Source organism: Thioclava sp. FR2 (assembly GCF_051200875.1).
Classification (GTDB): domain Bacteria; phylum Pseudomonadota; class Alphaproteobacteria; order Rhodobacterales; family Rhodobacteraceae; genus Pseudotabrizicola.
Genome location: NZ_CP195191.1, coordinates 3628758 through 3652464, shown reverse-complemented (window position 1 = coordinate 3652464; position 23707 = coordinate 3628758). Strand labels below are relative to the sequence as shown.

At 60.0% G+C, this 23707-nt stretch carries 25 protein-coding genes; 12 read left to right on the top strand and 13 right to left on the bottom strand.

Annotated features, from left to right (window positions below):
• Positions 1-6: 6 nt before the first annotated feature.
• The 4 genes from ACSBLW_RS17675 to ACSBLW_RS17660 all read right to left on the bottom strand — a co-directional run bounded on the left by ACSBLW_RS17675 (position 7) and on the right by ACSBLW_RS17660 (position 5700).
• Positions 7-2295, bottom strand: a complete 2289-nt coding sequence (locus tag ACSBLW_RS17675; protein WP_435257913.1) for a glycosyl hydrolase family 28-related protein — start codon at positions 2293-2295, stop codon at positions 7-9.
• 126 nt (positions 2296-2421) lie between these two features.
• A complete protein-coding gene (locus ACSBLW_RS17670; RefSeq protein ID WP_435257912.1) occupies positions 2422-3588 on the bottom strand; it encodes a glycosyltransferase family 4 protein in 1167 nt (388 codons plus the stop codon).
• 135 nt (positions 3589-3723) lie between these two features.
• On the bottom strand, positions 3724-5364 hold the full coding sequence (gene groL / locus ACSBLW_RS17665; RefSeq protein WP_435257911.1) for a chaperonin GroEL: 1641 nt from the start codon (positions 5362-5364) through the stop codon (positions 3724-3726).
• Between the two features lie 48 nt (positions 5365-5412).
• Positions 5413-5700, bottom strand: a complete 288-nt coding sequence (locus tag ACSBLW_RS17660; RefSeq protein ID WP_435257910.1) for a co-chaperone GroES — start codon at positions 5698-5700, stop codon at positions 5413-5415.
• Positions 5701-5927: 227 nt separating this feature from the next.
• On the opposite strand from ACSBLW_RS17660, the gene ACSBLW_RS17655 reads away from it, so the two are divergent.
• The 11 genes from ACSBLW_RS17655 to ACSBLW_RS17605 all read left to right on the top strand — a co-directional run bounded on the left by ACSBLW_RS17655 (position 5928) and on the right by ACSBLW_RS17605 (position 15362).
• Positions 5928-7310: a WD40 repeat domain-containing protein gene (locus ACSBLW_RS17655; protein ID WP_435257909.1), complete on the top strand. Its 1383-nt coding sequence runs from the start codon at positions 5928-5930 to the stop codon at positions 7308-7310.
• Positions 7311-7373: 63 nt separating this feature from the next.
• On the top strand, positions 7374-8360 hold the full coding sequence (locus tag ACSBLW_RS17650; RefSeq protein ID WP_435257908.1) for a TraB/GumN family protein: 987 nt from the start codon (positions 7374-7376) through the stop codon (positions 8358-8360).
• A complete protein-coding gene (locus ACSBLW_RS17645) occupies positions 8357-9103 on the top strand; it encodes an MBL fold metallo-hydrolase (RefSeq protein WP_435257907.1) in 747 nt (248 codons plus the stop codon). The genes ACSBLW_RS17650 and ACSBLW_RS17645 overlap by 4 nt, the downstream gene beginning before the upstream one ends.
• 95 nt (positions 9104-9198) lie before the next feature.
• Positions 9199-10119, top strand: a complete 921-nt coding sequence (locus tag ACSBLW_RS17640; RefSeq protein ID WP_435257906.1) for a manganese-dependent inorganic pyrophosphatase — start codon at positions 9199-9201, stop codon at positions 10117-10119.
• A gap of 57 nt (positions 10120-10176) precedes the next feature.
• Positions 10177-10653 carry a PaaI family thioesterase gene (locus tag ACSBLW_RS17635; RefSeq protein ID WP_435257905.1) on the top strand — a complete coding sequence of 159 codons (477 nt, stop codon included), beginning with the start codon at positions 10177-10179 and terminating at the stop codon, positions 10651-10653.
• A gap of 40 nt (positions 10654-10693) precedes the next feature.
• Entirely contained in the window at positions 10694-11302 is a 609-nt protein-coding gene (locus ACSBLW_RS17630; RefSeq protein WP_435257904.1) for an exonuclease, read from the top strand.
• Positions 11303-11444: 142 nt separating this feature from the next.
• Positions 11445-12320, top strand: a complete 876-nt coding sequence (locus tag ACSBLW_RS17625) for a TIGR01459 family HAD-type hydrolase (protein WP_435257903.1) — start codon at positions 11445-11447, stop codon at positions 12318-12320.
• 128 nt (positions 12321-12448) lie between these two features.
• Positions 12449-12892, top strand: a complete 444-nt coding sequence (locus tag ACSBLW_RS17620; protein ID WP_435260152.1) for a MaoC family dehydratase — start codon at positions 12449-12451, stop codon at positions 12890-12892.
• A 29-nt stretch (positions 12893-12921) separates the two neighbouring features.
• Positions 12922-13845, top strand: coding sequence for a bifunctional riboflavin kinase/FAD synthetase (locus ACSBLW_RS17615; RefSeq protein ID WP_435257902.1), 924 nt, complete (start codon positions 12922-12924; stop codon positions 13843-13845).
• Positions 13846-13884: 39 nt separating this feature from the next.
• Positions 13885-14337 carry a YcgN family cysteine cluster protein gene (locus tag ACSBLW_RS17610; RefSeq protein ID WP_435257901.1) on the top strand — a complete coding sequence of 151 codons (453 nt, stop codon included), beginning with the start codon at positions 13885-13887 and terminating at the stop codon, positions 14335-14337.
• The gene (locus tag ACSBLW_RS17605) at positions 14337-15362 is read left to right on the top strand and encodes a threonine aldolase family protein (protein ID WP_435257900.1); all 1026 of its coding nucleotides are present in this window, start codon (positions 14337-14339) and stop codon (positions 15360-15362) included. Before ACSBLW_RS17610 ends, ACSBLW_RS17605 begins: the two co-directional genes overlap by 1 nt.
• A gap of 5 nt (positions 15363-15367) precedes the next feature.
• Here ACSBLW_RS17605 and ACSBLW_RS17600 read toward each other — a convergent pair whose 3' ends face one another.
• Together ACSBLW_RS17600 and ACSBLW_RS17595 are read right to left on the bottom strand one after the other, a co-directional pair.
• Positions 15368-16183 carry an alpha/beta fold hydrolase gene (locus ACSBLW_RS17600; protein WP_435257899.1) on the bottom strand — a complete coding sequence of 272 codons (816 nt, stop codon included), beginning with the start codon at positions 16181-16183 and terminating at the stop codon, positions 15368-15370.
• Positions 16184-16186: 3 nt separating this feature from the next.
• Positions 16187-16783 (bottom strand): 2-hydroxychromene-2-carboxylate isomerase, encoded by a 597-nt coding sequence (locus ACSBLW_RS17595; protein WP_435257898.1) that lies wholly within the window; start codon positions 16781-16783, stop codon positions 16187-16189.
• Positions 16784-16880: 97 nt separating this feature from the next.
• On the opposite strand from ACSBLW_RS17595, the gene ACSBLW_RS17590 reads away from it, so the two are divergent.
• The gene (locus ACSBLW_RS17590; protein WP_435257897.1) at positions 16881-17900 is read left to right on the top strand and encodes a ribose-phosphate pyrophosphokinase; all 1020 of its coding nucleotides are present in this window, start codon (positions 16881-16883) and stop codon (positions 17898-17900) included.
• Positions 17901-17992: 92 nt separating this feature from the next.
• Here the strand turns inward: ACSBLW_RS17590 and ACSBLW_RS17585 are convergent, their stop codons facing one another.
• The 7 genes from ACSBLW_RS17585 to ACSBLW_RS17555 are packed head-to-tail and all read right to left on the bottom strand — an operon-like array spanning position 17993 to position 23364.
• On the bottom strand, positions 17993-18343 hold the full coding sequence (locus tag ACSBLW_RS17585; protein ID WP_435257896.1) for an H-type lectin domain-containing protein: 351 nt from the start codon (positions 18341-18343) through the stop codon (positions 17993-17995).
• The gene (locus ACSBLW_RS17580; protein WP_435257895.1) at positions 18343-18507 is read right to left on the bottom strand and encodes a hypothetical protein; all 165 of its coding nucleotides are present in this window, start codon (positions 18505-18507) and stop codon (positions 18343-18345) included. Before ACSBLW_RS17580 ends, ACSBLW_RS17585 begins: the two co-directional genes overlap by 1 nt.
• A 7-nt stretch (positions 18508-18514) precedes the next feature.
• Positions 18515-18907, bottom strand: coding sequence for a F0F1 ATP synthase subunit epsilon (locus tag ACSBLW_RS17575; RefSeq protein WP_435257894.1), 393 nt, complete (start codon positions 18905-18907; stop codon positions 18515-18517).
• Positions 18908-18916: 9 nt separating this feature from the next.
• A complete protein-coding gene (gene atpD / locus ACSBLW_RS17570; RefSeq protein WP_435257893.1) occupies positions 18917-20359 on the bottom strand; it encodes a F0F1 ATP synthase subunit beta in 1443 nt (480 codons plus the stop codon).
• 18 nt (positions 20360-20377) lie between these two features.
• On the bottom strand, positions 20378-21244 hold the full coding sequence (locus ACSBLW_RS17565; protein WP_435257892.1) for a F0F1 ATP synthase subunit gamma: 867 nt from the start codon (positions 21242-21244) through the stop codon (positions 20378-20380).
• 21 nt (positions 21245-21265) lie between these two features.
• Complete coding sequence (gene atpA, locus ACSBLW_RS17560) at positions 21266-22804, bottom strand: F0F1 ATP synthase subunit alpha (protein WP_435257891.1); 1539 nt, start codon at positions 22802-22804, stop codon at positions 21266-21268.
• Positions 22804-23364 carry a F0F1 ATP synthase subunit delta gene (locus ACSBLW_RS17555; protein WP_435257890.1) on the bottom strand — a complete coding sequence of 187 codons (561 nt, stop codon included), beginning with the start codon at positions 23362-23364 and terminating at the stop codon, positions 22804-22806. The genes atpA and ACSBLW_RS17555 overlap by 1 nt, the downstream gene beginning before the upstream one ends.
• Positions 23365-23707: the final 343 nt, after the last annotated feature.

Below are 23707 nucleotides of genomic sequence, written 5' to 3'. Positions count from 1 at the left end.
CTGACATCAGGTTGGATTGTCGCATCGAATGGTCGCCAACATCCGGCCACGCACCGCACTTGGCCATCTGATCTGAACCTGCCCTTTCGTCGCTCCGGTTTCATTGACAACATAGGGCATTGCCGATTGTGCCTGGCTCTGACTGTTCAGGATGGCTCCTTCTGCGACCAAGGACATCGTGTTTCGGGCCCAGGATGCAAATGGCATGAAGGGGGCCGAGTCCACGGTCCAGGTATCCGAAACCGAGTTCTGCGTATGCAAGATGGTCAGTGGGCTTACTGCAATCTGGCTCACCCCGTTGAAGGCGTTGGTCGCAAAGGTCACATTGCGGAACCGGCCGTAGTCCAAGCTGCCGTGTGTCGTATCCACACCTTCCGCCCGATCCACCGATCCGTTGATGGTGCGGAAGGTATTGTCGGAAATGCTTACGCCAAACAAGAAATGGCCCGGTCCTTTGGGCGCAATCACGATCCACCGGAAATAGGGCGCCATGTCGCTGGCAAAGAAATGGTTGCCCACCACCGACATCCCCGCAAAGCTGAACCCGCTGGTAAACGCAGGTTCGGCGTCATGTTCGTTCGACCATTCCAGCCAGCAATTGTCGACGTAGTTGCCGCTAAAGGTCAGGCGTGGCGCAGTTTGAGTGATCACCACCCCTGCTCGCCGCACGCCTTGCGCGGCATTGTCGCCCTGGAAGAAGTGGTTTCCGAGGATCAGGTGTCCACCTCCATTCGCCACAAGGAAATGCGCGAAACGAACCGCACGATTGTCGCGGATCTTCGCGTCATTGGCGTTGATGTTGATGGCGATGGTCGTCCGGTCCTGCGCCAAGGCGGGCTGTTCGTTTGACCAGAACTGGCATCCGTCGACGATCAAACCCTGACAGCCTGACCCGATCGAGGAAATCCCCCGATCCTTGGGTCGGTTAAAAACACAGTCGGTGAAGGTGATGGTCAGGCCCACTTGCGGCAACATCACCGCACTCGCCACCCCGTTGCAGTTCAGGTCCATCCGGTCGACTTCAAACCGCGTCAGGTCAGCAAAACCGGAAAAATCGAGCAGATATTTGTAGCGCTCGAAAGTCAGCGTTCTTGTGCCGGCGCCGCCCCACAGCGGTTGACTGAGGGTCAGGGTTCCAGCCCCGATATTCCTGTCCCGAACATAGACTTCGCGGCCAACACCATTCCCACTGACCCGCGCCCCGATCGGGATTGCCGCCACATTGGTCACGCTCGACAGCCGTGTCGGGCTTTGCGGGTTATAGCTTGCGGTCGAGGTAACCACGGTCGTATCCCAGGCTGGGCCGGGCACTGCGTTCAACTGCCCATTCGTCAGGAACCGCCGCTGTGCAAAGGTGGTCAGCCCGCAAATGGCCGAAACATCCAGCGGCTCGACCAGATCGACCCGCCGGTCACTCAGATCCAACGCGACGTGATCGGTGAAATAGAACAAAGCTTGCAGGGCCTTCTTGAACCCTTTCAACTCGTTCCCGAAAGCGCTGGTATAGCTGTCCAGATCATAATTGCGCATCAAGACAAAGCGCATGTTGTCCGGCTGAACAATCGTCCCCTGAAACCGGATTGGATTCTCGATCGAAAGATTTCCAGCAATCAGATAGGTGCCGGCAGGAACTGTAATGGTGCGTCCCCCGGCAGCGGCATCGGCCGCGTCAAAAGCCGCGGTGTCGTCTGTAATACCATCGCCCCGCGCACCGAAATCGCGCACATCCACGGCGTCGAAAATGTCTCTCAGGTAAATGCCGGTGACATCTTCGACCTCGATGTCATCAATCCGCACCACTCCGCCGTTCGATCCAGTCAGATCCAGCCCGATATGGCCGTAAACGGCGGTCGCGCCCCAAGCCATTGTCACGCCGCCGCGCAATCCGGCACCGATGATCGCCGTCAGTTCGACAACCTCACCATATTGGTCCAACTGAACGCTCGGCCCCGTTTGCACCACGCCCGGAACGTTTGAGCCGTTCGACAAGGCCGCAAAACCGGCGATCCGCACGGCCGGAAAGGCCCCAGAGATACATTTCACCCGAACGGTCACTTTCAGGTAAAGCCCCGGCATCATCGGGATCTGCTGAAAGCAGCGCAGTTTTTGCAGGGCCGTGATCTTGACCAGTTCCAGCGCCCCGCCAAAGTCCTGATCCGCCGGAACAAAGGCCGCGTTTGCCTGCCCGGCATAAGACCCCTGCCCCGGAAGCCCGTCGTCCCGCGACCATAGATTCAAACCCGCCGAAAACGGGGGCGGCATCAACGCCAAACCGTCGGTAATCGCCTTGTTCATAACTGATAATCCTCGCTTGGCCTGTTCGGTCATCGGGCCAGAATTGACTTCCCCTGCGAGGATTAGGGCTAACCCTGCTTTCTTAACTTAGGCTCAGGGCAGCGTACGCTGCTGTCCGAAGCAACCCTACGAACGTGCCTTCCAGCGGCGCTCGACTTGATGCAACGTCCTGCGGTTAAACTCAGTCTCGAAATCATGATAGCGGGCAAATTCAAGACCACGCTCGGCCATCCGCGTCAATTCGTCCCGGCGCTCGGACAGTTCTGCAATCTTTTCGGCCATCCGCGCGGTCTGCCCCATCGGCACCACCCAACCCGCGCCACTATCGGCCTGCATCGCCTTCCACATGGCATTGTCATAGCCGATGACGGGCACACCGCAGCCCATGCTTTCCAGATAGGTGCATGACGGGTCGGACTGGCGATGGCAGCTTAGAAACAGATCCGCATTGGCGCGCATCCAAGGCACCAGAACCGTCTCGAAATCCACCGGATCATGCAGCCGTACGCGGCCCTGAAACTCCGGCAGGGCCTTTGCGATCTCGGCTTTCAGACTTCCGTCGCCAAAGATATCCAGACTGAACGCGATGCCTTCACTCATCAGGCGGCTCGCAACCGGAATAAGGTCCATAGCCCCTTTCATCGGTTCCAGACGCCCCGAATGAACAATCCGCAAGGGCTCGGCAAAGGCCGCACGCCGCGACTTGGCCACCATTTCGGCAGGCGTCGCCATCATCTCCGACCGCATCCGGCCATCCAGATACATCATCGTCGACGCATTCAGACCGCGATAGGCCTCATAGGCCGGATAGCCATTGGCCTCCAACCCAGCGGCCAGACGAAAAGCTTGCCGCCTTATCGCTTCCATCCGCATATTCCAGATCATCGACCAGATCTTCCGCGGCCAGCTCATTTGGCGATCCAGCGCCACAATCTTCAGCCGCGTGCCAATGGTATACTCAATGGCATAGATGACAGGTGGCTTGCCCGGCCCCGCCAATTCCAAGGTTTCAACCATATCGGCCGAAGCTGCGATCCGGTCAAACCGCGACAGCAGCGCCGCAGTCAGCGGCGCTCCCTTGTCCAGAATTTGCGCCTCAAAACCCAAGTCATCACGGTCATATTCAGCGCCGAATGGAATGGATTGGCCGTGATCCCACATCACCACCGACAGCGGGCCCGGCCACAGCTTCGCGTGCAAGCGCATGCCTTCGACAAACTTGACGTCCAGCCGCAACCGCCCGTCTGCCAAACGGTTCACAGGGGCGGGCACGATCATCAGCAGGCGAGACATTCAAGGCGTTCCTTCTTTGGCGCCGACCTTCGCCGGTCAAAATGGCGTTTTCACGGCGCGCCCGCAATTCAGATGCCGAAAAAGAAAAGGGCGGCCCCGAAGGACCGCCCCCTGTTTCCAGACGGAAACGGCTGATTACATCATGCCGTCCATGCCGCCCATGCCGCCCGGCATACCGCCAGCAGCAGCCTTGTCCGCCGGTTTGTCGGCGATCATGGCTTCGGTGGTGATCAGAAGCGAAGCAACCGAAGCTGCATCTTCCAGAGCGGTACGGGTCACCTTGGCCGGGTCGATCACGCCGAACTTGAACATGTCGCCATATTCTTCGGTCTGCGCGTTGAAGCCAAAGTTCTTGTCCGACGACTCGCGGACCTTGCCAGCAACGACAGCGCCATCGACGCCAGCGTTTTCAGCGATCTGGCGCAACGGAGCTTCCAGAGCGCGCTTGACGATGGCGATACCAGCGTCCTGATCCGAGTTTGCACCCTTCAGGCCATCCAGCGACTTGCCAGCCTGGACCAGTGCCACGCCACCGCCGACAACGATGCCTTCCTGAACAGCAGCGCGGGTCGCGTTCAAAGCGTCGTCCACACGGTCCTTACGCTCTTTCACTTCCACTTCGGTCATGCCGCCGACACGGATAACGGCAACGCCGCCAGCCAGCTTGGCCACACGCTCTTGCAGCTTTTCACGGTCGTAGTCCGAGGTGGTTTCCTCGATCTGGGTGCGGATCTGGGCCACGCGGGCTTCGATCTCGGCCTTCTCGCCAGCACCGTCAACAATGGTCGTGTTGTCCTTGTTGATCGACACTTTCTTGGCGCGGCCCAGCATGTCGAGGGTCACGTTTTCCAGCTTCATGCCCAGATCTTCCGAGATGACCTGACCACCGGTCAGGATCGCGATATCCTGCAGCATGGCCTTGCGGCGGTCGCCGAAGCCCGGAGCCTTGACAGCAGCAATCTTCAGACCGCCGCGCAGCTTGTTGACGACGAGGGTCGCCAGTGCTTCGCCTTCAACGTCTTCAGCGACGATGATCAGCGGCTTTTGCGACTGGATGACCGATTCCAGCAGCGGAACCATCGGCTGCAGCGACGACAGTTTCTTTTCGTGCAGCAGGATGTAGGCGTCTTCCAGATCGGCAATCATCTTGTCCGGGTTGGTGACGAAGTAGGGCGACAGGTAGCCGCGGTCGAACTGCATGCCTTCGACGACTTCAACTTCGGTCTCCAGACCTTTGTTTTCTTCGACGGTGATCACGCCTTCGTTGCCAACCTTCTGCATCGCGTCAGCGATGAAACGGCCGATCTTGGCTTCGCCGTTGGCCGAGATGGTGCCAACCTGAGCAACTTCGTCCGAGTCAGCGACCGGACGAGCCGAGGCTTTGATCGACTCAACAACCTTGGCGGTGGCAAGGTCGATGCCGCGCTTCAGGTCCATCGGGTTCAGACCAGCAGCAACCGACTTCAGGCCTTCCTTGATGATGGCTTGGGCCAGAACGGTGGCGGTGGTGGTACCGTCGCCAGCTTCGTCATTGGTGCGGGAAGCAACTTCCTTCACCATCTGTGCGCCCATGTTCTCGAACTTGTCCTGCAGTTCGATTTCCTTGGCAACCGACACACCGTCCTTGGTGATGCGCGGAGAGCCGAAGGACTTTTCGATCACCACGTTGCGGCCTTTCGGGCCCAGCGTGACTTTCACTGCGTCAGCAAGAACGTTGACGCCGCGCAGCATGCGGTCGCGGGCATCGGTATCAAAACGAACGTCTTTAGCACCCATTGTGCAGACTCCTCGAATATTGGGGTTTCAGATTGAAAAGCGCTCGACTCAGCCGATGATGCCGAGGATGTCGCTTTCCTTCATGATCAGCAGTTCTTCGCCGTTCAGGGTCACTTCGGTGCCCGACCACTTGCCGAACAGAACGCGGTCGCCAGCTTTTACCGACGGTGCGATCAGCTCGCCCGAATCCTTGCGCGCGCCTTCGCCAACCGAGACGATTTCGCCTTCAGCAGGCTTTTCTTTGGCGGTGTCGGGGATGATCAGGCCGCCCTTGGTTTTGTCTTCGCTCTGAATGCGGCGAACCAGCACACGGTCATGCAGCGGTTTGAATGCCATCTGAGAACACTCCCTAGGTTCCAGGTTGAATATCTTAGCACTCAGTCTTGGTGAGTGCTAACGAGCCCTGAGTTAGGCAAGCCTCCCGCGCCTGTCAACACCCAAGGCTCTTAAAAAATTTCTTTCTTTGCCACGGCCAAGCTCCTAGCCTGCTCCTCCGCCGCATGGCACCATCAAGCCGTGAAAGGCGTTATGGTAATTTGTGCGTCCATTGGGAGCAAAAGCATTTGAATGGAACTGACCTGACCCCTTGGAACGCTATCGGGCGCAAGATCGCCGCACATAACTCCGCCGAACTGACAGCCTTTCACACCGGGAAGACCGAGGCTCCAAACCTTGCGGAAGACACGCGCAGTCCAGCCCTCGCGGAGGCCGTTCTGGCCGAGGTGATCGCCCTGAACAAGGCGGGCAAAGGTGGCACCGCACGGGATATTTACGATCCTGCGCACGCTCCCTTCATTCCGCAGATGGAGCGTGAAGGACACCGCGGCCTCAGCTTTTGTGCCGTACTGGATAAGAACCGTTTTCTGGTGCAGCAAGGCACAAGCTGGACAGCGAATACCACGTGGCTGATTGATGGCGACCAGATCGACAAAGCCCCACCCCTTGCTGCCTTTGCTTGGTCGCGCAACCGGCAGCACTTCCTATCCGTCTTGCCTGATGGCAGCCTGACTGTCGCCCCGCGATATGGCGCGCTGCCAACCGACACGATCCCGGCCCTTCCCGGCACGGCCTTCGTACCGCCAGACCTTCCGGCAAACCGCGTGAACTACTACCCCCCGCCGGACGACCGTGCCGCCTACAACCAGATCGCCATCTCGGATGATGGCAAGACGATCTTGCTGGTCTGCGCATTGCGCGGCATCTGCTGTTTACGCAAATCCGCTAAGGGCTGGCAGACCGAACTTCTTTATCCATCAACGCTGCTCGGCCTCATCGACGACATGGATTTTTGGATCGATGACGGGGAAATCTTTTCCCCTTCCTTCAAAATGATCCACGCCGCCCTGTCACCGGATGGCCGCTATGTCGCCCTCGGGACGCAAATGAGTCCCCATTATATCCTTGATTTGTCTGATCCCACCGCAACAGGGCTGCACGCAAACCTCGGCAACCTGTCCGAATATCCGCACAACGCCAGCTTTGACGGCACCGGTGCCGCCATCGCCCTGAACTCCTGCCACTTTTACAACGGCGTCACTTTTGCCGCCGACATGGCTGCGGTCAAAGGCAAAAGCACCGTCCAATGGCAGAAAGACCCCCTGCAGACCATTTTGAATGACTATCTGCGCGTCTACGCATCGGGATGGTTGCCCGCCACCATGACGCAGGGCCATAAAGGCGCCTTCCTCCTCGCGGGCTCCAGCTATGCCACCTGCGTCACGCCCAGCGGTGAGGTGATTTGGGAAATCCAGTTCGGTTCTTCTGCGGGCGGTGTCGACATCTGCCCGACCACCGGCCGCATTCTGATCGCCAGTCATTCCGGCATGCTGCATCTGCTTGACCCTTCGGCCAGTGCGTCTCCACCTGCCATGTCTGGCTATAACACCCCCATCGAACGCCTCCGATGGGTCTTCTGGGACTACCTTCCCACCCCCCTCATCTGGTAATGCCCCTTCCAATGCGCCCCCACCGATGTCACCCTCTCCCCTGACACAACCTGCCGAGACCTCATGCGCGCGTTCCTGACAGCCCTTTTCCTGCTCGCCTCTCCCGCAATGGCCGAATGCAACGGGCAGAATCTGCTGGACCAGATGCCAGAGTCCGAGCGGCGGGAAATCTTTGACCGGGCCGAGGCCGAACCTTTCGCCACCGGCAATTTCTGGACCGCCAGCAAAGGCAGCCAAAGCGTCGTGCTGATTGGCACTTATCATCTTGGCGATCCCCGGCATGACCACACGATGGCGGCGATCACCCCCCTGATCGACCGTGCCAAAACGGTCTTGGTCGAAGCCGGCCCCGAAGAAGAGCGCGCCTTGGTCGGCCATCTGGCCAAACATCCCGACCTCATGGTGCTGACCGACACCTCCCTGCCGGAATTGCTGACGCCCGAAGATTGGGACAGCCTTTCCTCTGCCATGCAATTGCGCGGCATTCCGGGCTTCATGGCCGCGAAATTCCAGCCTTGGTACGTCTCGCTCCTTCTTGCGACCCCACCTTGCGACATGAACAATGTCATGGCCAAGGCCGGGCTAGACGCCCAGATCATCGACCGGGCCAAAGACAAGTCGATCCCGATCCGGGCCTTGGAACCCTTTGACTCCGTGTTCAAGATCTTCGACAAACTCCCTATGGCGGATCAGGTCGACATGATCCGTTACAGCCTTGGCATGGAGGACCGGGTGGAAGATTTCGCCGCAACTCTCGCTGATGCCTATTTCAACGGCGACAGCCGCGTGATCTGGGAATTGATGCGCCATGAATCCATGGGCACGCCCGGCGTCTCTCTCGAAGAACTTGAAGCCAAACTTGCCCTGATGGGCGAGGCGATGATGCACTCGCGAAACCGCGAATGGATCTCCGTCATCGAAGAAAGCGCTGCCCAAGGGCCAACCCTTGCCGCGTTTGGTGCGCTGCACCTCTCTGGCAGCGAAGGCGTCGCCAATCTGCTAAAGTTGCGCGGCTGGACCCTTTCCCCCTTGCCGATGCCAGACCGATGATCTTGCCCGCGCTCTCCGGTCACCGTCTGAAACGGCTGACAATCCTTGACTGCGGCACCTTTTCGGTGCGCGGGGGCGAACGGATCATCGGCCTCCCCGCCTATCTTCTGGAAACGGATCAGGGGGCGAAACTTCTTGTCGATGGCGGCTTTCCTCCATCCTACGCGACCGACCCCGATGCCGCTGCGGCAGCAGACGGCCTTCCCCGCTTTGGCGCGCTGACAGACCACCACGACATCGCCTCGGAACTGGCCCGCACCGGAACACGCATCGAGGACCTCACCGCCCATATCCTGACCCACGGCCATATCGACCATGTCGGCGCGCTGTCGCGCATCACTTGCCCGCTGATCGTGACCGCCATCGAACGCGCTGACCCGAAGCCGTGCTATTTCGGCACCGCCCGCCCCGTCGACTGGCCCATGGTCGAAAACCTGACCATCAATGATCAGACGCAACTTTGCGACGGCATTACCCTGCTTCCCACCCCGGGCCACACGCCCGGCCACATGTCGCTGCTCCTGACGCTGCCCGAAACCGGTCCCGTCATCCTCGCCGCCGACGCCATCAACCGCGCCTCGGAACCCGACGAAGGCTACCCAGATGCCGACGATCCGATCACCGCGCATACTACCGGCTCGGCCCTGATGAAGCTGTCCGATAAGCTCGGCGCGCTGTTCATCTATGGCCACGATCCAGCCCAATGGCCCGACCTGCGCAAGGCCCCTGCCTTCTATGACTAGCCCGCGCCAATGGTCGCAGCCCCCGCACCCGTGACAAAACCTGCGCCGCGCCCTATAAGCCCCGGCGAATTCCTTGCCCAATGACAGGTGCCCCCATGACCACGCTCGTATTCGGCCACAAATCCCCCGACACCGATTCCACCGGCTCGCCACTCATCTGGGCCTGGTATCTGAACGAAGTGAAAGGCACCCCGGCCGAAGCCGTCCTCTTGGGCGAACCGAACACCGAGGCCGCTTTCGTCATCAGGCGCTGGAATGCCGCCAAGCCGCGCATCGTCACGGAGATCGCCGATGGCACCAAAGCCGTGATCGTGGACACCAACAACCCGGCCGAACTGCCCGCCAACGTCAACGCGCTGGATGTCACCGCCATCATCGACCACCACAAGCTGGTCGGCGGTCTGGAAACCAAAGGCCCGATCGACATCACCATCCGTCCGCTGGCCTGCACCGCCACCATCATGCACGACCTGATGGGCGATGACGCGGCCAAGATGCCGGAAAGCATCAAGGGCCTGATGCTGTCCTGCATCCTCTCTGACACGCTGGAATTCCGCTCGCCCACCACCACCGCACATGACCGCGCCGTCGCCGAAAAGCTGGCCGCCGATCTGGGCATTGCGATCCCCGCCTATGCTTCCGACCTGTTCGAGGCAAAGTCCGATGTCGGCGCCTTCTCGGATGCCGAACTTCTGCGCATGGATTCCAAGGAATACACCGTCGCGGGCAAGGAACTGCGCGTCTCGGTCCTTGAAACCACCGCGCCCAAGCTGATCCTTGACCGCAAGGCCAGCCTGATGAACTCCATGACCGATGTCGCCAAGGAAGACGGCGCCGATCAGGTTCTGCTCTTCGTCGTCGACATCCTGCGCGAAGAAGCCACCCTTCTGGTCCCGAACGATCTGGTCAAGCAAATCGCCGAAGCCAGCTTTGGTTGCACCGTTTCGGGCGATACCGTCGTCCTGCCGGGCATCATGAGCCGCAAAAAGCAGATCATCCCGGCGCTGAAGATCTGATCCCTAGCGGGCAGCGGCCCCGCCGCTGCCCCTTTCCAAAGCCAAAGGACCAAGGCCATGACCCCAATCGACCCGTCCAGCCTTGGCACCATTTCCACCGAACAGATGTTGTCGATCTCGGGGCTGGAGTTCTTCCAGCGCGCCCTTGCGGGGGAATTTCCCGCCCCTCCGGTCTGCGCCGTCGCCAACATGCGTCTTGTCGAGGTCGCCAGCGGCAGGGCCGTCTGGGAATCCAGCCCGCCTGCGAATTTCATCAACCCGATGGGCGGCGTCCACGGCGGTTGGGCATTGACGGTGCTGGACAGCGCCCTTGGCTGCGCCGTCCATTCCGCCCTCCCCGCCGGCCGCGGCTATACAACGGTCGAGGTGAAAACCAACCTCACCCGCGCCCCCGTCGTTGGGGAAACCTATCGCTGCGAAGGCTCGGTCATCACCCTTGGCCGCTCGATCGGCACCGCCGAGGCCCGCATCACCGATGCCCAAGGCCGAGTTGTCGCTTTTGGCACCACCACTTGCCTGATCCTTGGCGGCTAGATACCAAACGGGTCTCAGATTTCGAACGGAAGCCCGCCCCGTGAACTCCACCTTTGTCTATGACTGCGAATTTCTGGCCATCGAAGGCTCGCTCCATCGCTTTTGGGTCGGCCCGGAAGACCCCGATCCGATTCTCGTTCAGATCGGCGTCGCCGAAATCGGTCTCGAACAGGATTATCCGATCCTCGACACGCTTCGCCTCTATGTCACACCACGCGACAGGTTCGGGAAACGTATCGCCCTTGACCCCTACCTCACCCAACTCACGGGTATCACCAACGACCAGATCGACAGCCACGGCCTTCCGCTTGCTCAGGCTCTCGAAAGGCTCAAGGATTTTGCCAAGGGCGGCAAACTCTGGTCGTGGGGGAAAGACGAGTTGAACATGGTTGCGATCAGTTGCTATGCAGCCGGCATCGCGCCCATGCTTCCCGCCACGCAATTCGGAAACATCCGTCAGGTCTTTCTGGGTGCGGGAATGCCACCCGACGATTTGCGGAAAACCAGCAGCGGGCGCCTTGCCGATTACTACCAGATCGACCACCCGCCCTTCTTTGCCCATGACGCCCTGGACGATGCGCTTTCCATTGCCTATGCGCTTCAGCATCAGTTGCGCTTGGGTAAGATCGCGGCTGATGACCTGACCTGAGCCGATCCGGGCTTTCCCATTTGCCCAAGGCAGGAACGCAGGCTACATCCTCTTGAACCCGTGTTTTTCCCTGAGACCACGGATGCAACACGGAAAAACCACGTCCATCACACGCTTTGCACACAGCCAGAAAGACCCTTTTATGACCCAAATCATTCGCGCGCTTTCTGAAATCGCAGGTCAGTATGACGCTTTGTTTTGCGACCTCTGGGGCTGTTTGCATAATGGCGTGGCGCCCTTTCCGGCGGCGGTCGCGGCCCTGCAAGGCTTTCGCGCAGGCGGCGGAAAAGTCATCCTTCTGACCAATGCACCGCGCCCAAAATCCAGCGTTGTCAGACAGTTGGAGAAGATGGGCCTGCCCCGCGACACATGGGATGACGTGGCCACTTCGGGCGATGCCGCGCAATACGCCATGCTGACCGGCGCCGTGGGACAGCGTGTCTACCACATTGGCGCGCCCAAGGATGAACCCTTCTTTACCGATTTTGAGGACGATATCGCCCATCTGGTCGCTGACGCAGGCATCACCCGCGTTCCGCTGGATGAAGCCGAAGGCATCGTCTGCACTGGCCTTGCGGACGATCTGACTGAAACGCCTGACGATTACCGGGCCAAGCTGTTGATGGGAAAGACTAAAGAGCTAAAGATGCTTTGCGCCAACCCTGACATCGTCGTCGATATGGGCGATAAGCGCCTGTGGTGCGCCGGGGCTTTGGCTCGGGATTACGAAGAGATGGGCGGCACCGCGCTCTACTTCGGAAAGCCACACCCGCCCGTCTATGACCTTGCCCGCCGCCGTCTGGGACTGGACGACCCGCGGATCCTTTGCGTTGGCGACGGCATCGCCACCGACGTGCAGGGTGGCGTGGCCGAGGGGCTGGATACGCTGTTTGTCTCGGGCGGGATCGCGACTGACCATTTCGGGCCTGATTCTGACAATCCGAACAAGGACTTGCTGGAAAAATGGCTCTCCGATCAGCAGCTTTCGCCCAGCTATACCATCGGCCACCTGCGGTGATTGCTGCGTCGCAGCAGTAACATTATTGCGCCTTTCGTCGCATATGTGAAAAATACTTGCGCAACGGAATTGCGCTGCGATGCAGCATTTGCTACTGTCTTGGCAGTCAGCAAACGGGAATCGCAATGATGTTGGACAATATGCCCCGCGGCACGATCTGCATCGAAGATCTGGAAATCGGCATGTCGCGCCACCTGACAAAGGTGGTCACGGATCGGGATATCGAGCTTTTCGCCGAAGTCTCGACCGACCGAAACCCGGTTCACCTTGACGACGCCTATGCCCAAGACACGATTTTCGAAGGCCGCATCGCCCATGGAATGCTGACTGCCGGCCTGATCTCTGCCGTCATTGGCGAACAGCTTCCCGGCCATGGTACTGTTTATCTTGGACAAACCCTGAAGTTCATGGCCCCCGTCCGCCCCGGCGACATGGTTCGCGCCGATGTCACGGTTTTGGCCATTGACCACGGCAAACGTCGGGTGACCCTTGAAACCACCTGTTCAGTCGGTAAAACACTGGTCTTGAAGGGTGAGGCCGTGGTGCTGGCACCCAGCCGCAAGTTCGACTGACGGGGCGATCGCCCCAGACCCGGGGTAGAATGCAATTACACCAGTCATGGCAGGACCTTAGCCCTGAAGCCCGCGGCACCTCATGCGCCATGGGCAACTTTGATGGCGTGCATCTGGGCCACCGCTCTGTCCTTGACCTTGCCCGGGGAACAGGCCCGCTTGGGGTGATTACCTTTGAACCCCATCCCCGTGAATTCTTTGCCCCCAAAGCCCCGCCCTTTCGCCTGATGAATGCCGAGGCCCGCGCCAATCGCTTGGCCAAGCTTGGTGTCGATCACCTCTTCGAGCTTCCCTTCGGACCAGAGCTTTCCTCGCTTAGCCCCGCAGAATTCGCGCGCGATGTCTTGGCCAAAGGTTTAGGCGTCTCGCGGGTCGTTGTCGGCTCTGACTTCTGCTTTGGCCGGGGCCGCAAGGGCACCGTTTCGGATCTGCAAGCCCTTGGCGCTGAATACGGATTTCAGGTGACGGTGGCCGAGCTTATCGCCCAGGCTGGCACGCCGATTTCCTCGACTGCCATTCGCATCGCCCTGTCCGAAGGCCGCCCTCGCGATGCAGCCGCCATGCTGGGCCATTGGCACCGGATCGAGGGCGAGGTGATCCACGGCGAAAAGCGTGGTCGCGAATTGGGCTTTCCCACGGCCAATATGTCCGTTGCTGGCCTGCATTTGCCAAAACTCGGTGTCTACGCGGTTTTGGTCGATGTCCTGACCGGGCCGCAAAAGGGCAGCTACCACGGCGCAGCAAGCCTTGGCGTGCGCCCGATGTTCGGGGAAAACACACCAAATCTTGAAACCTTCCTCTTTGATTTCAAAGGCGATCTTTACGGCCAGCACCTCTCGGTCGCGCTGGTTGATTACCTTCGCCCCGAGGTGAAATTCACCGGCCTGCCAGCCCTGATTGACCAGATGGATGCCGATTGCCTGCAGGCTCGCAGCCTTTTGGCGGCGCTGTAACCCCTTTTCTTTTCTCCACGAAAACGGCACGTTCCCGGCATGGAAAAGATGCGCCCCCGGTTCTGGGAAACGGTTCCCCTGAAAAAGATGAACGCCACCGAATGGGAGGCGCTTTGTGATGGCTGCGGCAAATGCTGCCTGAACAAGTTGGAATATGAAGATACGGGTGAGGTGGAATACACCCGCGTCGCCTGCAAATTGCTCGATTGCGACACCTGCCGCTGCACCCATTATGAAACGCGGCTGAACTATGTCCCTGAATGCGTGCAACTTTCGCCCAAGACCTTGCCGCGCATCGCTTATTGGATGCCCAAGACCTGCGCCTATCGCCTGCTTTTCAAAGGCGAACCGCTGCCCGACTGGCATCCGCTAGTAACGGGCAACCCAGACAGCACACACAAGGCCGGGCAATCGGCCATGGGCTGGGTAGTGTCAGAAACTGTCGTTCCCGAAGAAGACTGGGATGACTACGTGATTGAAGGGGGACTTTGATGTTCTTTGCATCCGACAACACCTCTGGCGCCTGCCCTGAAGTTCTGGCCGCAATCAACGCCGCGAATGATGGCTATGCCCGTGGCTATGGCGCCGATGAGATCATGGCCCGCGTCACTCGCCACCTGCGCGAGATTTTTGAGGCCCCCGAAGCTGTTGTGCATCTGGTGGCAACCGGAACGGCGGCCAATTCTTTGGCTCTGGCGACCCTTTCGCAACCTTGGCAGGGCATTTTCTGCCACCGCCACGCCCATATCGCCGAAGATGAATGCGGTGCGCCCGAGTTCTTTACGAACGGTTCCAAACTGGTGCTCGTAGAAGGCGATCATGGCAAGATGACGTCTGATAGCCTAGAGGCTGCTCTCGCCACCACGCAGCAAGGCGGTGTGCATGGCGTTCAGCGCGGCCCGGTTTCGATCACCAATGTGACCGAGGCTGGAACTGTCTACACCCCCACCGAGATCAAGGCCCTTACCGCGCGCGCCCGCTATTACGGCCTGTCCTGCCATCTTGATGGTGCACGCTTTGCCAATGCCTTGGCTGCCACGGGTGCAACAGCCGCCGAGATGACATGGAAGGCAGGCATTGATGCGGTCAGCTTTGGCGGCACAAAGAACGGCTGCATGGGCGTAGAAGCCGTTGTTTTCTTTGACCCGGCAAAGGATTGGGAATTCCAGCTTCGCCGTAAACGCGGTGGCCACCTGTTTTCCAAGAACCGGTTCTTGGCTGCACAGATGGAGGGCTATCTGGAAGACGGCGCTTGGATGCGACATGCCGCCCATGCCAATGATATGGCCGCGCGACTGGCCGTAGGCTTGGCTCAGATTTCCCATGTGGCGCAGTGGCATCCGGTTCAGGCCAATATGATGTTCCCCGAATGGGCTGAGGGCACGCATGAACGGCTGGAGAGCGCAGGCGCTGTCTATTACCGTTTCCCTGCCCCTTCTGGCCGAGAAGCTGCGCGTCTTGTCACGTCTTGGTCAACGACGGCTGAGGACGTAGATCGGTTCCTTGCTGCGTTCTAATCGCCTTAGCACGCAGCCCAATGCGCCTGAACGGTGGGCGCTACGGCCTTGGCATGGGTGATGGGCACCATATGACCCGCCCCGGGTACGACCAGTCTCTGGGCTTGCGGAATTCGACGGTCCAGTTCTTCCATGATGGCGTCAATGATGGGTGGACTGGCCCCACCTTCTACCAGCAGCACCGGCACGCCTAGGCTTTCAAGCCGCATAAATGCCAAGAGTCCTGCTGCGTCCTGCAACAGAACGGGATTTTGTGCGGCGATGTGGTGGATGCGGTCGATGATGTAGCGGCGCTGTCGTTCGGAAAGCTCGGAAAGCGCCTCTCCGCCCCCCCATGAGGCGTGGAAAAGCGCGGCGGCCTCTTCGCGTTTGCCCTCGTTCAACAGCCGGATAAAGGCCATGTGGCCCTCGTGAAACGGCGCAAACGCAGGATGGCCAGAGGCGCGGGCCGCCGCGAAAATCACCGGCTCTACCAAGACAAGGCTTCTGACCAGATCCGGTCGCTCCAGCGCAATACGAAGGGCGACTGTTCCGCCGAAGGAATGCCCCAAGAGGTCAATCGGCTTCCCGCCGCCTATCGCCTCGGCCAAGGAAATTGCGATACCGGTGGTCAGGCCGTGGATTTCTTGGACCCCGTCCCAATCCGGTGCGCGCCCATGTCCGGGCTGATCAAAGGCGGTAATCGTCACGCCTTGCAACAGGGCGGCAAGAGCAGACCACGCCCCGGCATGGGCCAGCGAACAATGGAGCGCCAAAACAGGGCGTTCGCCGCCCCTGTCCCACTGCCGGATCGGTGCGATGGCAGACAGGTCGGGCGTCACCCGTCAGATCTTTCCGGCAAGGTGAAGGTCCAGATCTTCCAGCCGATCCTGCCCCCAGAACTTCTCCTCACCCACGATGTAGAACGGCGCGCCAAAGACACCTCGGCTGACTGCCTCTTCCAAATTGTTGGCGTAGACATCCGCTGCGGTTAACATGCCGGAATCGGCCAAGTTTGGGTCAAACCCATGGGCGGCGAGGATGTCCTTTACCACGTCGTCTTCGGCAATGTTCTTTTCTTCGGCCCAGCAGGCGCGGGTAAAGGCATGAACCAGACCGCCCAGATCGCCGCCACCGGCCTTGGCCGCCGAGATGATGGCATAAGAGGAAGGCGCCGGGTTGGTGGGCCAGAACATCGGCTGAAGGTTGAGCTTCAAGCCGGCCTTGCGGCTTTGACGGCGCATCTCTTGCAGTCGATATTCCTTGCGGCTTTCGTGCCGGTTCGGCAGTCGAATACCCCCCGTGCGATCAAAGAGCGTAAAGACATCCATCGGCTTGTAGCTGATGGTTGCCCCGTGCTTCTGCGCGATTTCTTCCAACCGCGTCCCGGCAAGATATGTGAACGGGGAAACCGTCGAAAAAAAGTAATCAATATGCGGCATTTCTCGCCTCTCTCCCCCTTCGGTCAGGTTTGCAAGACCCTAGCCCGGTGATAAGCGGTGTCAACGTTTCGAATCCGTAGGCCCCCGGAGAGACCTCATGCCCGCCATAACCGAACCCAAGCTGATTTCCGGCAACGCAAACCTTGCGCTTGCCAAGTCCATTGCCCGCCGGATGTCGGTGCATCGCGGCATGTCCGTTGGACTGGTCGACGCGCGGGTCGAGCGGTTCAACGATCAGGAAATCTTTGTCGAGGTGTTCGAGAATGTGCGGGGTGAGGACATGTATGTCATCCAGCCGACCTCGAACCCGGCCAATGACAACCTGATGGAACTTCTGATCATGGTCGACGCCCTGCGCCGATCTTCGGCGGCCCGCATCACCGCCGTAATCCCCTATTTCGGCTATGCGCGCCAAGACCGTCGCGCCAAGGCCCGCACCCCGATTTCCGCCAAGCTGGTGGCGAACCTGATCGAGACCGCGGGCGTCGACCGCATCCTGACGCTGGACCTGCATGCCGCGCAGATTCAGGGCTTCTTCGATATTCCGGTCGACAACCTCTATGCCTCGCCAGTGTTCGCCCTGGATATCGAACATCACTTCCGCGGCCAGATGAGCGACCTGATGGTGATCTCGCCCGACGTGGGCGGGGTGGCGCGGGCGCGGGAACTGGCCAAGCGGATCAATGCGCCCCTCGCCATCGTCGACAAGCGTCGCGAAAAGGCGGGCGAAGTTGCGGGCATGACGGTCATCGGCGACGTGACCGGCAAGAAATGCATCATTGTCGACGATATTTGCGACACCGCCGGCACGCTGTGCAAGGCCGCCGAAGTGCTGATCGAGAACGGCGCGACCGAGGTCCATTCCTATATCACCCACGGCGTCCTGTCCGGCCCGGCGATTGAGCGGGTCCGCAATTCGGTCATGAAATCGCTGGTCATCACCGACTCGATCGACCAGGGCGACAAGCTGAAAGACGCGCCAAATATCCGCGTCGTCCCCACCGCCCCGATGTTCGCCCAGGCGATCCTGAACATCTGGAACGGAACGTCCGTTTCCAGCCTCTTTGAGACCGAAACCCTCGTCCCGATCTATGAAGGCATGTATCAGCGCGGCTGATGGCAGAAAGCGTCCCCGACGGGAACGCTTTTTTGACTCAATAAAATCAATATCTTACAGGCGGGGATTTAGGATTTCTTAATCCTTTCACCCTATTCGATTTCCCAGTCGTCCTCATCCACCACAGGTCCAATCGCCATCCAGTCGGCGCGGACGCGGGCAATACGGGTATCGGACCATGTCTTGAACACAAGGTGAAATTCGGTGGTCGTGATGTTTTCGGCCGAGATGTCGGCGCGGGCATTAGTCTGGTTGTCGGTATCCCACATCGACAGCGAGACATGCACCATCGGCGGTTCACGAAAGGGCTCTTTGAAACCAACGATATGACGGCTTTCGCGATCCCCGTCGCCCGTCCACATCACGCCGCCATTCACGAAATCCGAAAACAAGACCCGCGAGCCTTGTTGAATACCAATACTTCCCGCTGAAAATTTCCGCATTATCCCTGCCTCTCCTTCCGCTTCTTGCGAGAAATCCGAAAAAAAACAAGTGGTATTCCGGATACTTCTTCCAGGCCAGCACCGCCGAAGGCATCGGTGCGGAACAGGCCGGTCGCAAAACAAAAGGCCCCAGCAATGCCGGGGCCTTTTGAAATTTCGGTCATCGGGGCCTTAGTGGCCAGCCTGTTCCTTGAGCGCAAGGATGTCGGCAACCATCTTGTCTGCCATATCCTTGTCTTCGGGCAAGGCGATCGAGGCCAGTTCGCGGGCTTCCGCAAGAATGGCGTCCATCATCGTGCCCGAGGCTTCCTCGACTGGAACCGCACGTTCGGCCAGAACCGTCACGCCCGTTGCGTTGATCTCGGCGAAACCGCCGGTCACCACATAGGACTTGGTCCCTTCCGAAGATACGGCCCGAAGGATGCCGGGACGCAGGGTGGTGATGGTGGGGGCATGCCCCTCCATCGCCGTCAGGTCGCCATCGGCGCCGGGGATCTGAACCTCGGATGCCTGAACCGACGCAAGGCGCCGTTCGGGGCTGACGAGGTCGAACTGAACTCCCATGGTTCCTCCTTAGGCCGCAGCTGCTGCGAGCTTGGCGGCCTTGGCTTTCACTTCTTCGATGTCGCCAACCATGTAGAAGGCGGCTTCCGGCAGGTGGTCATATTCGCCATTCACCACGGCCTTGAACGAGGCGATGGTCTTTTCCAGCGGAACCTGAACGCCGTCCGAGCCGGTGAAAACCTTGGCCACGTCGAAGGGCTGCGACAGGAAGCGCTGGATCTTGCGGGCGCGGGCCACGGTCAGCTTGTCCTCTTCCGACAATTCGTCCATGCCGAGGATGGCGATGATGTCCTGCAGCGACTTGTAGCGCTGGAGGATACCCTGCACCTGACGGGCGACGTTGTAATGCTCTTCGCCGATCACGGCCGGGTCGAGCAGACGCGAGGTCGAGTCGAGCGGGTCCACGGCCGGGTAGATGCCGAGTTCCGAGATGGCGCGCGACAGAACGGTCGTGGCGTCGAGGTGGGCGAAGGAGGTTGCCGGAGCCGGGTCTGTAAGGTCGTCGGCCGGAACGTAGATCGCCTGCACCGAGGTGATCGAGCCGTTCTTGGTCGAGGTGATGCGTTCCTGCAGCGCGCCCATGTCGGTGGCCAGCGTCGGCTGGTAACCCACGGCCGAAGGGATACGGCCGAGCAGAGCCGACACTTCCGAGCCAGCCTGGGTGAAGCGGAAGATGTTGTCGACGAAGAACAGAACGTCGGTACCGGACTGGTCGCGGAACTGTTCGGCCAAGGTCAGACCGGTCAGAGCGACGCGAGCACGGGCTCCCGGAGGCTCGTTCATCTGGCCGTAAACCAGGGCCACTTTCGATTCCGACAGGTTATCGATCTTGATAACGCCGGATTCGATCATTTCGTGATAGAGGTCGTTGCCTTCACGGGTCCGTTCACCAACACCGGCGAACACGGAGAAGCCCGAGTGCACCTTTGCGATGTTGTTGATCAGTTCCATGATGAGAACGGTCTTGCCCACGCCGGCGCCGCCGAACAGGCCGATCTTACCGCCCTTGGCGTAAGGAGCCAGCAGGTCGATAACCTTGATGCCGGTCACGAGAACCTGGCTTTCGGTCGACTGAGCGGCGAAGTCAGGAGCAGGCTGGTGGATGGCGCGGGTTTCTTTCGCGTCAACCGGGCCCTTTTCGTCAACGGGCTCGCCGATCACGTTCAGGATGCGGCCAAGGGTTGCGTCGCCGACCGGAACCGAGATCGGTGCGCCAAGGTCTTTCACCGGGGCGCCGCGAACGAGGCCTTCGGTTGCGTCCATAGCGATGGTACGGACGGTATTTTCGCCAAGGTGCTGGGCCACTTCAAGGACCAGACGCTTGCCGTTGTTGTCGGTTTCAAGTGCGTTCAGAATCGCGGGAAGCGCGCCTTCGAACTGCACGTCCACGACGGCGCCGATGACCTGGGTCACCTTGCCGGCCGCGGCAGCTGCTTTCGGTGCTTTTGCCATTGTTCAGTCTCCGGTTCGTCAGAGCGCCTCGGCGCCCGAAATGATTTCGATAAGCTCTTTGGTGATCGAGGCCTGGCGGCTGCGGTTGTACTGGATGGTGAGCTTGTTGATCATGTCACCCGCGTTACGGGTGGCGTTGTCCATCGCACTCATCCGGGCGCCCTGTTCAGAGGCGCCGTTTTCCAGCAGAGCGGCAAAGATCTGCGTCGCCACACCGCGCGGCAGCAAGTCGGCGAGGATCGCCTCTTCCGAAGGTTCGTAATCGTAAAGCGCCGGGGCGACTTCACCATCGAACTTGGCCGGAATGATCTGCTGTGCTGTCGGGACCTGAGAGATCACCGACTGGAAGCGGTTGAAGAAGATCGTGGCAACGTCGAATTCGCCAGCTTCGAACCGCGCGAGGATGTCGCGCGCGATCCCTTGGGCATTCGCATAACCCAGACGCTTTACTTCCGACAGGTCGACGTGACCCACGAAATATTGCGACAGGTCACGGCGGAGCTGTTCGCGGCCCTTCTTGCCGACGGTGAGGATTTTCACCGTCTTGCCAGCGGCCAGCAACTCGTTCGCGCGGGCCTTGGCCAGACGCACGATGGTCGAGTTGAAGCCGCCGCAAAGGCCGCGTTCCGCGGTCATGACGACCAAGAGATGCACCTGGTCCTTGCCCGTGCCAGCCAGAAGCTTGGGCGCGGATTCGGACTGGCCGACGCCAGCTGCCAGCCCCGCCATCACGGCATTCATCCGTTCGGCGTAGGGGCGGGCGGCCTCGGCGGCCTCTTGCGCGCGGCGAAGTTTCGCCGCGGCAACCATCTGCATGGCCTTGGTGATCTTCCGCGTGTTTTTCACGCTTCCGATCCGGTTTTTCAGGTCCTTAAGGCTGGGCATATCCCTGTCCTTTCAGAACGATCAAGCGAAGGTCTTGGCGAATTCAGCGATAGCCGATTTCAGCTTTTCTTCGTCTGCGCCCTTGATTTTCGGGTCAGCGTTGGTCAGCCACTCGAGGATGTCCTTGCGCTGGTTGCGCAGGAAGGCCAAGAGGCCAGCTTCGAAACGGCCCACGTCCTTGACGGCAACCTTGTCGAGGAAGCCAGCGGTACCAGCGTAGATCACGCAGACGATTTCTGCGTTGGTCAGCGGCGAATACTGCGGCTGCTTCATCAGTTCGGTCAGGCGGGCACCGCGGTTCAGCAGGGCCTGGGTCGAGGCGTCGAGATCCGAACCGAACTGGGCGAAGGCGGCCATTTCGCGGTACTGAGCGAGCGACAGCTTAACCGGGCCAGCCACGGTCTTCATGGCGTTGGTCTGAGCCGACGAACCCACGCGAGACACCGACAGACCGGTGTTCACGGCAGGACGGATGCCCTGATAGAACAGTTCGGTTTCAAGGAAGATCTGGCCGTCGGTGATCGAGATCACGTTGGTCGGAATGAAGGCCGACACGTCGCCGCCCTGGGTTTCGATGATCGGCAGAGCGGTCAGCGAACCGGCGCCGAAATCTTCGTTCAGCTTTGCCGAACGTTCCAGCAGACGCGAGTGCAGGTAGAAAACGTCGCCCGGATAGGCTTCACGTCCCGGCGGACGACGCAGAAGCAGCGACATCTGACGGTAAGCAACAGCCTGCTTCGACAAGTCATCATAGATGATCAGGGCGTGGCGGCCGTTGTCGCGGAAGAATTCCGCCATTGCGGTTGCCGAGTACGGTGCGAGGAACTGCATCGGAGCCGGGTCCGAAGCGGTCGCAGCAACGACGATGGTGTAGTCGATGGCGCCGGTTTCTTCGAGCTTCTTCACCAGCTGGGCAACGGTCGAACGCTTCTGACCCACGGCGACGTAGATGCAGTACAGCTTCTTCGATTCGTCGTCGCCAGCAGCGTCGTTGTACGACTTCTGGTTCAGAATGGTGTCGAGAGCCACGGCGGTCTTGCCGGTCTGACGGTCGCCGATGATCAATTCGCGCTGGCCACGGCCAACCGGGATCATAGCGTCGACGGCCTTGAGGCCAGTTGCCATCGGTTCGTGAACCGATTTACGCGGAATGATGCCCGGAGCTTTGACGTCTGCGACGCGACGCTCGGAAGCAGCGATCGGGCCTTTGCCGTCGATCGGGTTGCCAAGGCCGTCAACAACGCGGCCCAGAAGGGCGTTGCCAGCCGGAACGTCCACGATGGACTTGGTGCGCTTGACGGTGTCGCCTTCTTTGATGTCCTGGTCCGAACCGAAGATAACGACACCGACGTTGTCGATTTCGAGGTTCAGGGCCATCCCGCGGATACCGCCGGGGAATTCCACCATTTCACCAGCCTGAACATTGTCGAGGCCATGAACGCGGGCGATACCGTCGCCAACGCTCAGCACACGACCGACTTCGGCCACTTCGGCGTCTTTGCCGAAGTTCTTGATCTGCTCCTTGAGGATCGCAGAGATCTCAGCAGCCTGGATTCCCATCACCCAACCTCTTTCATTGCATTCTGGAGAGCCGCGAGCCGCGCCTTGACCGACGTGTCGATCATGGTCGAGCCCAGCTTGACGACAAGGCCGCCGATGAGGGATTCATCGACAGCGGTTTTCAGTTTCACGTCCTTGCCGACACGCGCTTTCAGCGTCGCGGCGAGTTTCTTGGCCTGATCGGCCGAGAGTTCAGCAGCCGAAGTGACTTCGGCAGTGACTTCACCCTTGTCCTCGGCAATGCGGGCGGCCAGATCGGCCAGCATTTGCGGCAGAACGAACAGGCGGCGCTTGGAGGCCATCAATTGCAGGGTGTTTGCGACGAGGTCCGAGACCTTCATCTTGGCGGCCACGGCGCCGATGGCGCGGGCCTGATCTTCGCGGCTGACGACCGGCGAGGCGATCAGCGATTTCAGATCGGCGGAGGCGTCGAGTGCCGCTGCGAGGGCATCGGTATCGGCTTCCAGCGCCTTAAGGGCTTTGGCCTCTTTAGCGAGGTCGAACACGGCGGCCGCGTAACGCGCAGCGATGCCGGAGGAGATCGAAGCAGTTTCGGACACGACAACCCTTCCGTAGTTTAGGCCAGTTTTGCAAAACCCACCCGTCGGCCTTGAAAGGTCGTTCGCAGGGAAATGCGTCTGGAATTCGGCGCGTCTCTAGCAGAGGTAGGGCAACCCCGCAACCGTATTGGTCAGCAAATCGTGAACGTTTCGCGCAAGTATTTGGCAGTGTTAGCGCTGCTGCAGCAAGGGTGCGACGCTTTGAAGCCGCTGAAGCGCCCTTGGATCAGCGGGAAGAGCGGGAATCGTTCGCGAATTTGGCGAAGCGATGAGTAGGCCGACTTGGCCCCCGAAACTGTCGCCAAACGGGAAACGAGCGTTTCGAATTGCTGGGTATATTCGC

Coding starts and splice junctions, on each gene's coding strand:
- ACSBLW_RS17675 (WP_435257913.1), bottom strand. CDS start 2,295: ATGAACAAGGCGATTACCGACGGTTTGGCGTTGATGCCGCCCCCGTTT.
- ACSBLW_RS17670 (WP_435257912.1), bottom strand. CDS start 3,588: ATGTCTCGCCTGCTGATGATCGTGCCCGCCCCTGTGAACCGTTTGGCA.
- groL (WP_435257911.1), bottom strand. CDS start 5,364: ATGGGTGCTAAAGACGTTCGTTTTGATACCGATGCCCGCGACCGCATG.
- ACSBLW_RS17660 (WP_435257910.1), bottom strand. CDS start 5,700: ATGGCATTCAAACCGCTGCATGACCGTGTGCTGGTTCGCCGCATTCAG.
- ACSBLW_RS17650 (WP_435257908.1), top strand. CDS start 7,374: ATGCGCGCGTTCCTGACAGCCCTTTTCCTGCTCGCCTCTCCCGCAATG.
- ACSBLW_RS17645 (WP_435257907.1), top strand. CDS start 8,357: ATGATCTTGCCCGCGCTCTCCGGTCACCGTCTGAAACGGCTGACAATC.
- ACSBLW_RS17640 (WP_435257906.1), top strand. CDS start 9,199: ATGACCACGCTCGTATTCGGCCACAAATCCCCCGACACCGATTCCACC.
- ACSBLW_RS17635 (WP_435257905.1), top strand. CDS start 10,177: ATGACCCCAATCGACCCGTCCAGCCTTGGCACCATTTCCACCGAACAG.
- ACSBLW_RS17625 (WP_435257903.1), top strand. CDS start 11,445: ATGACCCAAATCATTCGCGCGCTTTCTGAAATCGCAGGTCAGTATGAC.
- ACSBLW_RS17620 (WP_435260152.1), top strand. CDS start 12,449: ATGTTGGACAATATGCCCCGCGGCACGATCTGCATCGAAGATCTGGAA.
- ACSBLW_RS17615 (WP_435257902.1), top strand. CDS start 12,922: ATGCAATTACACCAGTCATGGCAGGACCTTAGCCCTGAAGCCCGCGGC.
- ACSBLW_RS17610 (WP_435257901.1), top strand. CDS start 13,885: ATGGAAAAGATGCGCCCCCGGTTCTGGGAAACGGTTCCCCTGAAAAAG.
- ACSBLW_RS17605 (WP_435257900.1), top strand. CDS start 14,337: ATGTTCTTTGCATCCGACAACACCTCTGGCGCCTGCCCTGAAGTTCTG.
- ACSBLW_RS17595 (WP_435257898.1), bottom strand. CDS start 16,783: ATGCCGCATATTGATTACTTTTTTTCGACGGTTTCCCCGTTCACATAT.
- ACSBLW_RS17590 (WP_435257897.1), top strand. CDS start 16,881: ATGCCCGCCATAACCGAACCCAAGCTGATTTCCGGCAACGCAAACCTT.
- ACSBLW_RS17585 (WP_435257896.1), bottom strand. CDS start 18,343: ATGCGGAAATTTTCAGCGGGAAGTATTGGTATTCAACAAGGCTCGCGG.
- ACSBLW_RS17580 (WP_435257895.1), bottom strand. CDS start 18,507: ATGACCGAAATTTCAAAAGGCCCCGGCATTGCTGGGGCCTTTTGTTTT.
- ACSBLW_RS17575 (WP_435257894.1), bottom strand. CDS start 18,907: ATGGGAGTTCAGTTCGACCTCGTCAGCCCCGAACGGCGCCTTGCGTCG.
- atpD (WP_435257893.1), bottom strand. CDS start 20,359: ATGGCAAAAGCACCGAAAGCAGCTGCCGCGGCCGGCAAGGTGACCCAG.
- ACSBLW_RS17565 (WP_435257892.1), bottom strand. CDS start 21,244: ATGCCCAGCCTTAAGGACCTGAAAAACCGGATCGGAAGCGTGAAAAAC.
- atpA (WP_435257891.1), bottom strand. CDS start 22,804: ATGGGAATCCAGGCTGCTGAGATCTCTGCGATCCTCAAGGAGCAGATC.